This window comes from Phormidium tenue FACHB-1052 (assembly GCF_014696675.1).
GTDB classification, from domain to species: Bacteria; Cyanobacteriota; Cyanobacteriia; order Phormidesmidales; family Phormidesmidaceae; genus Nodosilinea; species Nodosilinea tenuis_A.
Window position 1 is genome coordinate 14,899 of the sequence record NZ_JACJQN010000010.1, and the last position, 15,183, is coordinate 30,081.

Genomic DNA, 15,183 nt, shown 5'->3' on the forward strand with positions numbered 1-15,183 from the left:
GACTGTTGAAGAGGGCACTTCCCAGGTCTCAATTGGCCTGAGGATTGAGGAGATCAGCCTTTCGGATACCGTTTATGACATCTATTCAGCGCATTGGCATTCTCACCAGCGGCGGCGACTGCCCCGGCCTCAACGCCGTCATTCGAGCGGTGGTCAAATGCGCCAACCGGCGCGGGTGGGATGTCATTGGCATACCCTACAGCACCGATGGCTTTATGCAGGTAGCCGACGGTCAGTACGACCCCGAGCACCTGCTGCTCACCGACCACGGCTACGACATTCCCGGCATTTTGCAGGGGCTCGACGTGCTGCAATTTCTCAGCGGCACCATCCTCGGTTCGCTCAGCAAAAGCCGCTTTGACGGGCCTGACCAGGTCAGCAAAATTTTGGCGGGCTACGAAAAACTCAACCTCGACGCCCTAATTGCGATCGGCGGCGACGGTAGCCTCGACATCATCTACGACCTGGCCCAGCGCGGCGGCTGGAACCTGATCGGCATTCCCAAAACCATCGACAACGACGTGCCCTTCACCGAAAAATCCATCGGCTTTAACACGGCGGTGCAGACGGTAAATAGCGCCCTCTACGACCTCACCTTTACCGCTGCCAGCCACGATCGCGTCATGGTGGTCGAGGTCATGGGTCGCGATGCCGGGCATTTGGCTCTCCACGGCGGCATTGCGGGCGGGGCCGATGTGATTCTGATTCCTGAGCTGGTACCCAACCTCAGCCCCCTGGTGATCACTCAGATCTGTCAGCACATCGCCGATCTGCGCCAGCGGGGCCGCAAGTTTGCCCTGGTGGTGGTAGCCGAGGGCGTCCACGGCGAAGACGGCAAACCCCAGCACCTGATTGGCGAAGCTCTGGCCACGGCGATCGCCGATCGCAGCCGCACCCTCTGCCAAACCGGCGACACCGCCTACTGCGACATGGATCGAGTCGAAACCCGCGCCATGGTGCTAGGCCACATCCAGCGCAGCGGCATTCCCACCGCCAGCGATCGCCTGCTGGCCTCCGCCTTTGGCCGCAAAGCGGTGGATCTGATCGCCGAGGGCCGCTACAATCGCCTGGTGGTGTGGGAAGCGGGCCGCGTCCGCTCCAAAGACCTCAGCGATGTAATCGCCACCGTGCGCGAGTGTCACCTGCGCGGCATCTGCCCCAGCCCGGTGGAAACCGACAGCACCATGGTCAAAGTGGCCCGATCGCTGGGTATCTATGTAGGCGATCCCGATACGCTGCCCGACCCCAAGGCCGTCATGCAGGAAGTAGCGGCGATCGCGCAGCCCAGTTACTAACCAAACGCACCAGCATTGCTGTATGAGATGGCGTCTCAAGAGTCCTGTTGCTATTAGCAAAGGCGCAGATCCCCCTTAAGTCCCTCTTTTTAAGGGGCAGGGGGATCGACCGGTGACTAAACCTACCGACTGGCCACCAACGCCGACTGCGCCTCCACCACCGCATCTTCTGGCGGCGGCAGTAGGGGGTCGTAGCCCAACTGCCCACCAATGCGCTCCCGCGCCAACTCCCGGTATTCCCAGAAGTGTCCCCCAGCGGCACAGAGCCCCAGATACAGCCCCAGCAGCCGGGGTTTGGTGGTCGCCATCGTCCACAACTGCCGCCAAAACTGGCCACGAATCTCGCCCATGCGAATGCCCTGCTGCCACACTAGCCGGGCCACCAGCTTAGCCCCCTTCCACAGCGGGAACGAGATCTGCTGCTGAAAATAGTGGTTGGTTTTGATGTTTTGGCAGTGGCGCAGACATCGCGCCAGGTAGGCCGCCGGTTCATACATTGTCCACAGCGCCTCGACGTATTCGTGGGCGATTTCTGCCAGGGGTCGCGTCGGCACAAAGTTCATCAGCGTATTTTGGTCGCCATACTCAATGCAGCCGCGATCGTCCAGCAGGCGGCCCTCCTGTTCAAGCCGGTTCCACAGGGCGGTGTGGGGCGGCGCTTGCAACACCCCCAGCATGGGCTGGGGTAGAGCAGTTTCTTCCACAAAATCTTGAATGCGCTGGCCCGCCCCCGATCGCTCCCCATCAAATCCGATGATGAATCCGGCGTAGATCATCAGCCCGGCGTCGTTAATTTTGCGGCAGGCTTCAGTCAACGGGTTGCGGGTGTTTTGCTGCTTGCGGGTAACTTTTAGGCTGTCTTGGTCGGGGGTTTCTATGCCTAAAAATACGCCGTAGAAACCCGATCGCGACATCAGATCGAGCAATTCTGGATCTTCCGCCAGATTCACCGAAGCCTCGGTGAAAAAGGTAAAGGGATAATTGTGCTCCTGCATCCAGGGAATCAGCGCCTTCAGCAGCAATTTCACATTGCGCTGGTTGCCAATAAAATTGTCGTCAACGATAAAAATAGTACCGCGCCAGCCCAGATCGTAGAGGGCTTGCAGCTCGGCCAGCGTCTGGTCGATACCCTTCGTGCGAGGCTTACGGCCATAGAGAGTGATAATGTCGCAAAATTCGCAGTTAAAGGGGCAGCCGCGCGAAAATTGAATCGCCATCATCAGGTAGTCGTCGCGCTTGAGCAGGTCAAAGCGCGGCATGGGGCTGAGGGTGACATCGGGCTTTTCGTCCGCTCGAAAAACGCCGCTCTCCTGCCCGTCCGCCAGCGCTTGAAGAAAGGGCGCAATGGTGATTTCGCCTTCGTCTAGCACCAGGTAATGGGCTCCGGAAGCCAGAGTTTGCTCGGGAAAGGCCGTTGGGTAGGGGCCACCCACCGCCACTTTTTTGCCGAGCCGTACCGCCTTGCGAATCAGCTCATGAAAGTCTGCTTTCTGCACCGCCATAGCTGAGAGAATGACCAGATCGCACCATTCCCAATCGGCCTCAGTTTCGTAGCCCACGTTGCGATCGTAAAAGCGAATTTCCCAGTCTTGAGGCAGCATCGACGCGACAGTAATGATGCCCAAGGGGGGAATAAAAGCCTTGAGACTGGCCATTTCCATAAACCGATCAAAAGACCAGAAGGTTTTAGGAAAAAGAGGATATAGCAATAATGCTTTCATTATTTTTCCCTCAGACGATTAAAGCTGACACAAACTAAGCCAGCGGCCTAAACCGCTAGCTGGCCTGAAATCCCAGGGATATCCCTAGAATCATCTAAAAATAGGAAAGGTTAGCTGTGAAGTATGCTCGGTGGCGGTTTTCTCGACAAAGGCAATAGTAAACCTATCGCCTTCCTGCTCCGGTTTGCTTCATTACATTAGACTGATTTTGCTGACTGCCGTTAAGGCTTCAGCAACAATTCTTAGCCATAACAAACTCTGGTGGGCTATTTCTAGAACCAAAAAATAATGTCTCTCAATATACCAATGTCGGATACACCGTCACGTCAAACTCAAAGCAGTGGCGTCCCTCGGGGTGCTGCCAGCGCTGGGCATCGGGGTTTGACTCCTGATTGCCGAGGCGGTGAGTGCTGCTATCGGTATCAAAGGTAGCGCAGACCTCAAAGTCGCGATCGCTCAGCCGTTCATACTCGTAGGGCTGATTAGTTAGCGGGTCGTTGCGCAGTTCGATCGCATCCAGGTTAGCAGGCAGCTCGAAGCTGTCGTCATCAGCCAGATACTGCTCGTGGAGGCGCTGGGCAATGGTGCCCACATCCTGCAATCGCTGGCGATCGGCGGCAATTTCGCGCTGCCGACCTGGGGTGCCCAGCACCCAGAAACCGGCTGCGATCGCCGCAATCACCGCTGCCGTTGCCACGCCAGCAAAGGCCCGATCAAAGGACTTGTGACTCACTCTTTCGCTATTCATGGGCCAAATTTAAAACCTTAGGGGCAGGCTTGCGCCGAATCCAGTCGAAGTAGTACCACAGCACCCCGCCGTCGAGCACCAGTACCACCAGCACCTTAAGCAAAAAGCGCGGCGTCAGCTCACCCCGCAAAAACGAGGTTAAAAAGGCAATCACGGCGCTAATGGCAATAATTGCCGCTACCAGCAGCGTCAGATAGGTCAACCACTTGCGCACCCCAGAGAAATGCTTCTCTCGGTGATTGGCCAGATCGCGATTTATCTGCCGCATCAGCCCCAGATAAACCGGGTAGGCCACCAGCAGCCGAGCCAGGGCAAAGGCCACCTGCCACGACGAATCGTAGAAGCCATAGCCATTGTTGAGGCTGTCGGGGATCAAATGATCGATAAAAATAAAGGCCATCTCCCCTAGGGCCTGAATCCAGATGCCCAGGGTGACAAAGGCCAGCAGATAAAAGAACGCATCCCGCGCCAGCTCGCCCGAGGTGCCGCGCGGCGTGGGCAACGGGCGACCCACCAGCCCTTCGTACACCTCAAAAAAGGCCCGTTCGACCTCGCGGGAGGGCCAGCCGTAGTCGCGCAGCAGCTTGCTGATGAACTCGTCGGAGGAGCCGCGATCGCGCGCCAGCAAAATGAACTGCACCAGCTCGCTGCGACTGTCGGGGATAGGTGGAAGATCTGTACTCATAGCCCTACGGTAATCCGTTAGGAATACACTGACTATACCTAGCGATCCACCTGTTTAACTGGTCTGTAAAACCTAAAAACACTGGCTATACCCAGAAACGCCGTAGGGGCAAACAGCGTTTGCCCTGCTCAACGGCGAATCCATTTGGTGAGAATGTGCGGGGGTGGGCTGGTCTAATATATCGACCTTTTGTAGGCATCAGGTACATCTGGGCAATGCTGCACCTTCATCGTGTTTCTGTCGGTCGTGATCGCATGCTTGACACTCGCGATCGCGCACCTGACATTCACCAGCACTTGTTTGGCGATTGCGATTGTCTAAGATACGATCGCGATCGCGTACCTGACACTCACCATCGCTTGCTTGACACACCTGCGTAGTTGCTTCGCGATCGCGATCGCGAAGCAACTACGCAGGTGTAATTACAAAACCCTGCCCCTGCGAGGACAAACAAACGGGTTTTGTTACCACAGGTTATAGACCCCGAGAGGGCAAATAATCATTTGCCCTCTCGGCACGCGATCGCTGGAGACACAAATTAGGGTGACAATAGCCAGGGTAAATTTTTGGCCTGACAGCACTCTTAAAACCTTAACCATCAGCCGATAGAGGCTTTTGTCGGCGCTGCTTCAAAAACTCTGCAAAATCTAGCACCTCCGCTACCAAGTCATCAGATAGCTCATTGGCCAAAACCCGCAGAGAACTGCGATCGCCCATCACTTCCCGCGCTGCCGCCAAAAGCTTTATCTGATGCGGGTAGACCGTTTCAACTCCAAGGGTTTCCATAAAAGCAGTAGAGTCATCTTGGGTAGCAGGGATAAAATCTCCGGTGTCGTCGTACTTAACCCATTGGCCAAACAGCTCAACTAAGAAGGCTTCGCCCTTGTTAAACACTTCAACGATCGCCCCTGGTGTACCCTCTGGCGCAACATCACCTTCTATCAAAGGCACCGGTTCCAAAAGCTGCACACTATCAAAAAGCTGAAACTGCGTCATGATAAGCCTCCTGCGCGATCGGGCACAGCCGTTACAAACCGGGCAGCGCTCGTTCCAGATTCAACAATCCAAACAGTACGCACCCGCCTCACCAAACCAGATGGGCTATTGAGCAGTAGGTATGCTCGATAAATTTTGCCATATTCATTCTGGCTTTGGTATACCAAGTCTTCGGGGGTGACAGCCGATAGTATGGCGGTGCGAATTGCTGTGGATGAACGAAAACCCATAATGCCAGTCCAGAATCTCTGCTTATCTCCTCCTTGTCCAGGCTTGCCCGTAGCACTAAAAAGGTATTCTGCCTTCTCCAAGGGAAAATCAAATTTCTCTGGTAGTGACTCTGCACTGGCCATGCCTATTTACCTATTCACTGCCTACATTCCCAAATTCGTGGCCAAAAACGCCCACTTATCTGACACCTCTTCGATCACCTTTGCCGTCGGCTTGCCCGCCCCGTGGCCCGCCTTCGTCTCAATGCGAATCAGCACCGGGGCCTCGCCCTGGTGTGCCTCTTGCAGCGCCGCCGCGAACTTAAAGCTGTGGGCGGGTACCACGCGATCGTCGTGGTCAGCGGTAGAAATCAGCGTCGCCGGGTAGGCTGTTCCTGGCTCCAAATTGTGCAGCGGCGAATAGCTGTAGAGCACTTTAAACTCCTCCTCATTCTGAGGCGAGCCGTAGTCTGACTCCCAGGCCCAGCCAATGGTGAACTGGTTAAACCGCAGCATATCCATTACCCCCACAGCGGGCAGCGCCGCCGCAAACAGATCGGGCCGCTGGGTCATGCAGGCACCAACAAGTAGACCGCCGTTGCTGCCGCCTGCGATCGCCAGCTTTTTCGCCGACGTATAGCCCTCAGCGATCAACCACTCTGCCGCCGCAATAAAGTCGTCGAACACATTCTGCTTATTGAGCTTGGTACCGGCCAAATGCCACCCTTCGCCGTATTCGCCGCCGCCGCGCAGGTTCGGCATCGCATACACACCGCCCATCTCCATCCACACCAGGTTGCTGACCGAGAACGAGGGCGTCAGCGAAATGCTAAAGCCCCCATAGCCGTAGAGCAGCGTCGGGTTCTGCCCATTCAGCTCAATCCCGGTTTTGTGGGTGATAAACATCGGCACGCGGGTGCCGTCTTTGCTGGTGTAAAACACCTGGGTCGTGGTGTAGGCACTGGGGTCAAAATCGACTTCAGGCTGGCGGTAGAGGGTGCTTTCCCCCGTCACCATGTCGTAGCGATAGATGGTGGGCGGCACCGTAAAGCTGGTAAAGCTGTAGAAGGTTTCGGTATCGTCGCGCTTGCCGTCAAAGCCCCCCGCCGAGCCAATCCCCGGCAGCTTTACCTGCCGCACCAGTTCCCCGGTCAACGAGAAAATGCGAATCGTGGTGTAGGCATCCTTGAGATAGTCGGCCACAAACTGGTTATTTAGCAGGCCCACCCCCTCCAGGGTGTCGTCGCTTTCGGGGATGATCTCCTGCCAGTGCGCCTTCTCTGGCTGGTGAATATCGATCGCAATCAGTCGCCCCTTTGGTGCATCTAAATCCGTGGTGAACCAAAATAGCGACCCCTCGTTGTCCACAAAGCTGTAGCTAGCCTCAAATTCAGAGATCAGCTCTACTACCGGGTTGTAAGGGTTGCTCAGGTCTTTGTAAAACACCAAATTGTTGGGGTCAGTCCCCTTCCACACCGAGATGATCAAATAGCGCCCGTCTTCGGTGACGCCGCCGCCAAAGCCCCACTCTTTTTGATCGGGGCGATCGTAGATCAATACATCTTCACTTTGAGGCGTGCCAAGGCGGTGGTAGTAGAGCTTTTGGTAGTAGTTAACGGCCTCTAGCTTGCTCGCCTCATCCGGCTCATCGTAGCGGCTGTAGAAAAAACCCTGGTGGTCGTGGCTCCACGATGCGCCCGAGAATTTCACCCACTTCAGCAGGTCGTCGGTGTCTTCGCCGGTTTCAATATCGCGCACGCGCCACTCGACCCAGTCTGACCCCGCGCTCGACAGGCCGTAGGCCATGTAGGCCCCATTCTCGCTCACCTCCATGCCGCTGAGCGACACCGTGCCATCCTCCGACAGAGTGTTGGGGTCGAGCAGCATGCGTGGCTCAGATTCCAGGCTGGGCAGAGTGTAGAGCACGCTTTGGTTTTGCAGCCCGTCGTTTTTGAAGTAAAAATATCGCCCGCCCCGCTTAAAGGGGGTGCTGTAACGCTCGTAGTTCCAGATCTGGGTGAGGCGATCGTTAATTTCTCTACGCTTCGACAGCGTTTGTAGATAGCCCTCAGTAACCGTATTCTGAGCTGCAATCCACTCCTGACTAGCGGGCGACTGGGGGTCTTCGAGCCAGCGGTAGGGGTCGGGCACCACCACGCCGTGGTAGGTATCGACCTGGTCTTGCTGGGGGCTGGGGGGGTAAGCGAAAGTGGAGGAAGTCATAGGAGCCTGAAAGGGGCCAACAGTATTCATCCTAGGATGGGCAACCCACCCTCACATTAAGTCGCTCAGGTAGTTGGACGGCGAAGCCTGCGCTCATTCTACAACTTTGAATACAAAAGGCACACATCTGCTATGGTTTGTCTATGAAAACCTTCGCTTGGAACGTAGAAAAAAATGAGCGTCTCAAACAAGAGCGAGGGATTACCTTTGAAGAAATTATTCTGAATATTCAGCTAGGTAATGAGGTAGACGTCTTTGACCACCCTAATCAAAATCGCTATCCAGGGCAGAAAATCTTAGTAGTATTAATAGAAAGCTATGCGTACTTAATTCCCTTCGTTGAAAGCGAGGAAGAAATTTTTCTCAAGACAATTATTCCTAGCCGCAAAGCAACCCAACAATATTTAGGTAGCAAAGATGAACAACCTTGACTCCGAAGAACAAGAGATTCTCGATGCTTTTGAGACAGGAAGACTTCAGCAATCGGCAACCGTAGCTGAGGAACTCAAGTTGCACCAGGCGATCGCCGCCGCCACTTTCAAAAAAGATGCCCGAATCAACATTCGGCTTTCCTCAAAAGACCTGCGGGCACTACAGGCTCGAGCTTTCAAGGAAGGCATTCCCTATCAAACGCTAGTGGCTAGCATTTTGCACAAATTTGTTGATGGCCAACTCATCGAAAAACCTACTAGTAAATAGCATCACCTCAGGCAAGATGCTGCTGCGTTAGGCAATAAGGTAGAGATCTCAAACTTGACGAGATGGGGTGCTATCGTCACCCGTGAGCAGACCAACAACCCTAACCAAGTAAGCTGCACTGAGCCACGGCAGCGCTACACTAGCCACCGGGCGATTTTAGGAAACCGAGCCATGGGCGACAAAGGCACCGACAACACAGCGGCCAGGGTGCAGACCCTCAGATCGCAGCTGCAAGCCGCCAGCTACGCCTACTATGTGCTCGATGCCCCCGATCTGCCCGACGAGGTCTACGATCGCCTCTACCGCGAGCTGCAAGACCTCGAAGCCTCCCACCCCGAGCTGGTCACCCCCGACAGCCCCACCCAGCGCGTCGGCGAAAAGCCCGCCAGCCAGTTCACCTCCGTTCGCCACAACATCCCCCTCTACAGCCTAGAGAATGCCTTTGACCTGGCCGAGTTTCGCGCCTGGGAAGACCGCTGGCGTCGCCAGGCCCCCGACGCTGGCGAAGTTGAGTATGTGGCCGAGCTTAAAATCGACGGCAACGCCCTCGCCCTCACCTACGAAAACGGTCTGCTGGTGCGCGGCGTCACCCGAGGCGACGGCACCGCAGGCGAAGACATCACCCCCAACGTTCGCACTATCCGCTCGGTGCCCCTGCGGCTAGCGATCGAGAACCCGCCAACCATGGTCGAAGTGCGCGGCGAAGCCTTCTTGCCGCTGGATGTGTTTGAGCAGATCAACCGCGATCGCACCGCCAAGGGCGAAGCCCTCTTCGCCAACCCCCGCAACGCCGCCGCTGGCACCCTGCGCCAGCTCGACTCCCGCATTGTTGCGGCCCGCAAGCTCGACTTCTTTGCCTACACCGTCCACTGGGGAGAAGCTGTGGATGAAACGGCGGTTGCAAGAGTTGACGGCGCTCAGCTGGCCCAAATTGAGGCCACCAGCCATGCCCCGACTCAGGCCCTCACCCACCCGCCCACGACCCAGTGGCAGGCCCTCGAATTCCTCAAGTCCCTCGGCTTTCGCGTCAACCCCAACCGCCAGCTCTGCCAGTCTGCTGACGATGTACAGGCCTACTACGATGACTGGGCCACTCAGCGCCTACAGCTCTCGTACCTCACCGATGGCGTGGTGGTCAAGCTCAACGACTTTGCCCTCCAGCAGCGGCTGGGCTTTACCCAAAAGTTTCCGCGCTGGGCGGTGGCACTCAAATATCCGGCGGAAGAAGCGCCCACCATTCTCGAAGCGGTCAGCTTTCAGGTGGGGCGCACGGGGGCGGTGACGCCTGTGGCCGAGCTGCGCCCGGTGCAGCTAGCGGGCACCACCGTCGCCCGCGCCACCCTGCACAACGCCGATCGCATCACCGAACTCGACATTCACCAGGGCGACACCGTGGTTGTGCGTAAGGCTGGGGAAATCATCCCCGAAGTGGTGCGGGTGCTGGCCGAGCTGCGGCCTGAAGCTGCGGCCAAAGTCACCATGCCCGACTGCTGCCCCCAGTGTGCCAGCGCCCTGGTCAGGCCCGACGATGGTGCCGTCACCCGCTGCATCAATATCTCCTGCCCGGCGATCGTGCAGGGGGCGATCATCCACTGGGCGCGGCGCGATGCCCTCGACATTGAGGGTCTGGGCGAAAAGTGGGTGAAGCAGTTAGTGGAGCAGGGGTTAGTTCAGTCTGTGGCCGATTTGTACAGCCTGACTGAGGCTGATTTAGAACCCCTCGATCGCATGGGTAAGCGACTAGCGGAAAAGCTGGTGGGGGCGATCGCCGCCTCCAAAACTCGCCCCTGGGCCTCGGTGCTCTACGCCCTGGGCATTCGCCATGTGGGGGCCGTCAACGCCAAAACCCTGGCCCAGCATTTTCCCAGTGCCGCCGCCCTGGCCACCGCTAGCCCCGAAAAAATTGAAACCGTCCACAGCATCGGCCCCGAAATCGCCCAGGCTGTCTACCAGTGGTTTCAGGTGCCCGCCAACCAAACCCTAATCGATCGCTTACAACAGGCTGGCCTACAACTGATTTCCACTGAAGCCGAATTTTCTCCGGCGGCTGGCCCCCTGGCAGGTAAAACCTTCGTGCTCACCGGCACTCTGCCCACCCTTACCCGCCAGCAGGCCACCGACATCATCGAAGCCGCTGGCGGCAAAGTCACCAGCAGCGTCAGCAAAGCCACCGACTACCTAGTGGCGGGCGAAAAAGCTGGGTCAAAGCTCGCCAAAGCCGAGGGGCTAGGCGTTGCCATTCTCACTGAAGCCGATCTGTTGACCCTAGGGGAGGCCTAGGGTGGCGGCGGAATTTGTATGCTAGGCGCAATGGCCAAAGCTGTAAATAAAAAAATCCTCCCCTTTGTAGAAATTTGGGTAACCTCAGTAGGTCAATAATAGTATCTGACTGATACAAAATAAGAAACCCCCTAGCCTGCGGCTGTAGGGAGGGGGTGCTCGTTAGGGTTTAGGTCGAGCGTGTCGGCGGTGCCAGGCCCCAGAGCGGGGATGGCCCGAACACGGAGCCTTTGCCATTGGCAGGGCTCAGCCGTTGGGTGATGCCTAAGACCATCTGAATCTGAAATCGTCTGAAATACTACTGCGGGTTGCTGTTTGGAGTGCCGCTAAATGCCTGGACAACCGACTCCGGATCCGGTAGCTAACAAGCTATCGCTAATACCCTACGTCTTTTTGTCAGCGTCTAGTTCTGGAGAAGAATCGCTCGATGAGGTCGTGCTCGATGCCCTCTGTGCCATTCGCCTTTACCTCGATATGGAAGTGGCGTTTGTGGCTGAATTTGCGGGCGGTAGACGCCGATTTCGCTACGTGGATTCATCCCTAGAAAATCCTCCGATCGCCGTGGGTGACTCCGATCCGCTCGAAGAGAGCTACTGCCAGCGGGTTGTCGATGGTCGGCTGCCAGAGCTAATTCAAGATGCCGCGTTGGTTCCAGCGGCGCTGGAGATACCGGCCACAACGACTCTGCCGGTGGGAGCGCACCTTAGCGTGCCCATCCGGTTGGACAACGGGCAGCTCTACGGCACCTTCTGCTGCTTTAGCACCCGGCCCGACTTCACACTGGGCGATCGCGACCTGTCTCTTATGCGCTTGTTTGCCAGTTTTGCCTCCCGCCAGATTGGTCGAGAGCTAGATGCCGAGCGCCAGCACCGAGAGATGCACCAGCGCATTAGCTCAGTGCTTGAATCTGAATCGTTTACCATCGTTTACCAGCCGATTGTTCACCTCATAGACAACAAAATCATCGGCTTCGAGGCGCTGACGCGGTTTTGGTCTAGGCCCATTCGCAGCCCTGACGTGTGGTTTAACGAGGCGGCGGCGGTAGGCCTGAGCGAAGCGCTAGAGATGGGGGCCATTACCAAGGCCCTCACAGGTTTTGACCATATTCCCGACGATATCTATTTGTCTCTCAACGTCTCGCCTGACAATATTCTCAGTGGTGCTATTCATCGCATCCTTGAGGATGCGCCCCTGCATCGCGTTGTGCTGGAGGTCACCGAGCATGTCCCCATCCCCGACTATTCTCAGTTTGATCAATCCCTAGCGCCCCTGCGCGATCGCGGCATTCGCCTCGCCGTTGACGACGCTGGGGCGGGCTACGCGAGTTTTCTGCACATTCTCAAGCTCAAGCCAGAAATCATCAAGCTCGACATCGGCCTGATTCGCAATATTGATACCGACCTTACCCGCCGCGCCTTAACTGCCGCCCTGGTCGGCTTTGCCCAAGAAAGCGGCAGCCAACTCGTCGCCGAAGGGGTAGAGACCGATTCAGAACGCGTCGCCCTAGAGCAGCTTCGCGTTGATAAAGTGCAGGGCTACCTGCTTGGGCATCCCCTACCCATTGGCGAAACCGCAGCGCTGTTTCAGGGCTAGGGCTAAGCAATTTTGAAATTGATCTCCGCTACTCAAAGTCCCCCAGAATTGGGGGATTTAAGGGGGCCAGATAGCTTTGGGCAAACCCCTATGAACCCTTTTAACCCGCTGTAGTTTGGCTTCCTAGCCCCTCAATCCTGAGGAAGACCGGGCGTCTGCGACTTGAGCAATGCGATCGAGAACAACGGCCAGATTGTCCACGACCTCTGCATTTGAGAATCGCAAAACGCAATAACCGAAGTCTTGAAGATGCTCTGTTCGAGCTTTGTCGTAGGTTTCTTGCTGGTTATGAACGCTACCATCAACTTCAATAACCAATTTGCAGGATGGGCAGTAAAAGTCAACAATGAATCGTCCCACAGGATGCTGACATCGGAACCTGAGTCCGTTCAACTGCCGTCCTCGCAATTCTTTCCACAGTCTTGTCTCAGCAGGGGTAAGGTTTTGCCTTAACTCTCGGGCAGCCTGCTCAATCGATCGGGTAGTACCACGAATCCTTGGAGAGTCCTTAGCCATCGATGGGTAATAATAAAATTTCCTCCATCGAGAATGCCCAATGCCACTCAAAGTCCCCCAGAATTGGGGGATTTAGGGGGCCAAATAGCTCTTGGCAGGCTACTAAGACTATTTGTAACCTGCTCAGGTTTTGTGCCCCCCTGCCCCCCAACTTTGGGGGGTTCTGACATACCTTACCGATCTCACCCGCCGAGACAGCGTGTATTCTAGAGTGTCAGTCTGACCCGAGACACCCGCCCGTAACCCAGGCAGTTAACCCCCGGCAGTTACCCAAGGAGACAACGCTATGTGTGGCATTGTGGGATACATTGGCACCCGGCCCGCCGCCGACATCTTAATGGATGGCCTGCGTAAGCTTGAATATCGCGGCTACGACTCCGCTGGCCTCGCCACCGTGCTCGAAGGCGAGCTGCACTGCGTGCGTGCCAAGGGCAAACTGCAAAATCTGCAAGACAAGATCGACGGCGAAGAGAACCCCGCTCGCCTGGGCATTGGCCACACCCGCTGGGCCACCCACGGCAAGCCGGAAGAATATAACGCCCACCCCCACCGCGACGGCAGCGGTCGCCTGGCGGTGGTGCAAAACGGCATTGTCGAAAACTACCGCGAGCTGCGCGAAACCCTCAAGGCCCTAGGCCACCAGTTTGTCTCCGATACCGATACCGAGGTGGTGCCCCACCTGATCGAATCGCACCTGAGCCAGCTCAACCCCGACGATACCCAGGGCAAGTCGCTCCTGCTAGAGGCGACCCGCCGCGCCTGTCAGCAGTTGCACGGGGCCTTTGCCCTGGCAATTGTCTCCGCCGATTTCCCGGATGAACTGGTGGTGGTGCGTCAGCAGGCTCCCCTGGTGATTGGCTTTGGCCAAGGCGAATTTTTCTGCGCTAGCGATACCCCGGCGATCGTGCCCTACACCCGCGCCGTGCTGCCGATGGAAAATGGCGAACTGGCCAGCCTGACACCCCTGGGGGTGGAGGTGTATAACTTCGCGGGCGATCGCCAGCGCAAGCACCCGATCACCCTGAACTGGAACCCCATCATGGTGGAAAAACAGGGGTTCAAGCACTTCATGCTCAAAGAAATCTACGAGCAGCCCGGCGTGGTGCGCACCGCCCTCGAAACCTATATCAACAGCGCTTGGACGGTGGATAGCGCCAATACGCCCCTGTCGCCCATTGCCCTGGGCCTGCCCGACGCCCTGCTCGACGGTCTAGAGCACCTGCAAGTTGTCGCCTGCGGCACCAGTTGGCACGCCGCCCTGGTGGGCAAATATTTAATCGAAGAGCTGGCTAACCTGCCGGTGATGGTGCAGTACGCCTCCGAGTTTCGCTACTCGCCGACGCCGCTGATTCCCAATACCCTGACCATTGGCGTCACCCAGTCGGGGGAAACCGCCGACACCCTCGCCGCTCTGGAAATGGAGCAAGAGCGTCGCGCCGCCCACCCCGATCCCCGCTTTGCCCCCCGCATGGTGGGCATCACCAACCGGCCAGAAAGCTCGCTGTCGCGGCTGATACCCCACGTTATTGACACCCACGCAGGCATTGAGATCGGGGTAGCGGCAACCAAAACCTTCACTGCCCAGGTGATGGCCTTTTATTTCTTGGCGATCGATTTGGCCTACCGTCGTGAAACGCTGACGGGCGATCGCATCGAGGCGATCCTGAACGGGCTGCACCAGCTACCCGCCTTCATTGAGCAAGTGCTCGAAAGCCAGGAGCGCTACATTGAAGAGCTGGCCCACGAGTTTAACGAAACCCAGGACTTTATCTTTTTGGGCCGGGGCATCAACTTCCCCATTGCCCTCGAAGGAGCGCTGAAGCTCAAAGAGATCAGCTATATCCACGCCGAGGGCTACCCGGCGGGCGAAATGAAGCACGGCCCGATCGCCCTGCTCGATGCCAAGGTGCCGGTGGTGGCGATCGCCATGCCCGGCAGCGTCTACGACAAAGTGCTCTCTAACGCCCAGGAGGCCAAGGCCCGCGACGCCCAGCTAATCGGCGTGGTGCCCATAAACGACACCGACGCCCAGGAAACCTTCGATCGCCTGCTGCCGGTGCCCGTGGTCGATGAGCTGCTGTCGCCGATTGTGGCGGTGATACCGCTGCAACTGCTGGCCTACCACATCGCCGCCCGGCGCGGTCTAGACGTCGATCAGCCTCGTAATTTGGCCAAATCAGTCACAGTCGAATAGGGCAAGATTCCGGGGTTCTTAGAT

At 57.1% G+C, this 15,183-nt stretch carries 13 protein-coding genes; 6 read left to right on the forward strand and 7 right to left on the reverse strand.

What is annotated here, in order from left to right; all coding sequences use genetic code 11:
* Positions 1-74 precede the first annotated feature (74 nt).
* Positions 75-1,295 (forward strand): ATP-dependent 6-phosphofructokinase, encoded by a 1,221-nt coding sequence (locus H6G07_RS14340; protein WP_073611053.1) that lies wholly within the window; start codon positions 75-77, stop codon positions 1,293-1,295.
* A 122-nt stretch (positions 1,296-1,417) separates the two neighbouring features.
* Here H6G07_RS14340 and H6G07_RS14345 read toward each other — a convergent pair whose 3' ends face one another.
* The 6 genes from H6G07_RS14345 to H6G07_RS14370 form a co-directional block, all read right to left on the reverse strand.
* Positions 1,418-2,956, reverse strand: a complete 1,539-nt coding sequence (locus tag H6G07_RS14345) for a B12-binding domain-containing radical SAM protein (RefSeq protein WP_242026799.1) — start codon at positions 2,954-2,956, stop codon at positions 1,418-1,420.
* 355 nt (positions 2,957-3,311) lie between these two features.
* Positions 3,312-3,764, reverse strand: coding sequence for a hypothetical protein (locus tag H6G07_RS14350; RefSeq protein WP_073611055.1), 453 nt, complete (start codon positions 3,762-3,764; stop codon positions 3,312-3,314).
* Entirely contained in the window at positions 3,757-4,449 is a 693-nt protein-coding gene (locus H6G07_RS14355; RefSeq protein WP_073611056.1) for a DUF5671 domain-containing protein, read from the reverse strand. Before H6G07_RS14355 ends, H6G07_RS14350 begins: the two co-directional genes overlap by 8 nt.
* Before the next feature lie 591 nt (positions 4,450-5,040).
* The gene (locus H6G07_RS14360; protein WP_073611057.1) at positions 5,041-5,445 is read right to left on the reverse strand and encodes a DUF2281 domain-containing protein; all 405 of its coding nucleotides are present in this window, start codon (positions 5,443-5,445) and stop codon (positions 5,041-5,043) included.
* The gene (locus H6G07_RS14365) at positions 5,442-5,798 is read right to left on the reverse strand and encodes a DUF6883 domain-containing protein (RefSeq protein WP_073611058.1); all 357 of its coding nucleotides are present in this window, start codon (positions 5,796-5,798) and stop codon (positions 5,442-5,444) included. Before H6G07_RS14365 ends, H6G07_RS14360 begins: the two co-directional genes overlap by 4 nt.
* 21 nt (positions 5,799-5,819) lie before the next feature.
* Positions 5,820-7,877, reverse strand: coding sequence for a prolyl oligopeptidase family serine peptidase (locus tag H6G07_RS14370; protein WP_073611080.1), 2,058 nt, complete (start codon positions 7,875-7,877; stop codon positions 5,820-5,822).
* 143 nt (positions 7,878-8,020) lie between these two features.
* On the opposite strand from H6G07_RS14370, the gene H6G07_RS14375 reads away from it, so the two are divergent.
* From H6G07_RS14375 to H6G07_RS14390, 4 genes are all read left to right on the forward strand, one after another.
* Positions 8,021-8,308, forward strand: coding sequence for a BrnT family toxin (locus H6G07_RS14375; protein WP_073611059.1), 288 nt, complete (start codon positions 8,021-8,023; stop codon positions 8,306-8,308).
* Positions 8,295-8,576 (forward strand): antitoxin, encoded by a 282-nt coding sequence (locus H6G07_RS14380; protein ID WP_073611060.1) that lies wholly within the window; start codon positions 8,295-8,297, stop codon positions 8,574-8,576. Before H6G07_RS14375 ends, H6G07_RS14380 begins: the two co-directional genes overlap by 14 nt.
* Before the next feature lie 171 nt (positions 8,577-8,747).
* Positions 8,748-10,856 carry an NAD-dependent DNA ligase LigA gene (ligA, locus tag H6G07_RS14385; RefSeq protein WP_073611061.1) on the forward strand — a complete coding sequence of 703 codons (2,109 nt, stop codon included), beginning with the start codon at positions 8,748-8,750 and terminating at the stop codon, positions 10,854-10,856.
* A 330-nt stretch (positions 10,857-11,186) separates the two neighbouring features.
* Complete coding sequence (locus H6G07_RS14390; RefSeq protein WP_084173665.1) at positions 11,187-12,449, forward strand: sensor domain-containing phosphodiesterase; 1,263 nt, start codon at positions 11,187-11,189, stop codon at positions 12,447-12,449.
* 123 nt (positions 12,450-12,572) lie between these two features.
* Here the strand turns inward: H6G07_RS14390 and H6G07_RS27105 are convergent, their stop codons facing one another.
* On the reverse strand, positions 12,573-12,965 hold the full coding sequence (locus H6G07_RS27105) for an endonuclease domain-containing protein (RefSeq protein ID WP_073611062.1): 393 nt from the start codon (positions 12,963-12,965) through the stop codon (positions 12,573-12,575).
* Between the two features lie 286 nt (positions 12,966-13,251).
* On the opposite strand from H6G07_RS27105, the gene glmS reads away from it, so the two are divergent.
* Positions 13,252-15,159 (forward strand): glutamine--fructose-6-phosphate transaminase (isomerizing), encoded by a 1,908-nt coding sequence (gene glmS / locus H6G07_RS14400; RefSeq protein WP_073611063.1) that lies wholly within the window; start codon positions 13,252-13,254, stop codon positions 15,157-15,159.
* Positions 15,160-15,183: the final 24 nt, after the last annotated feature.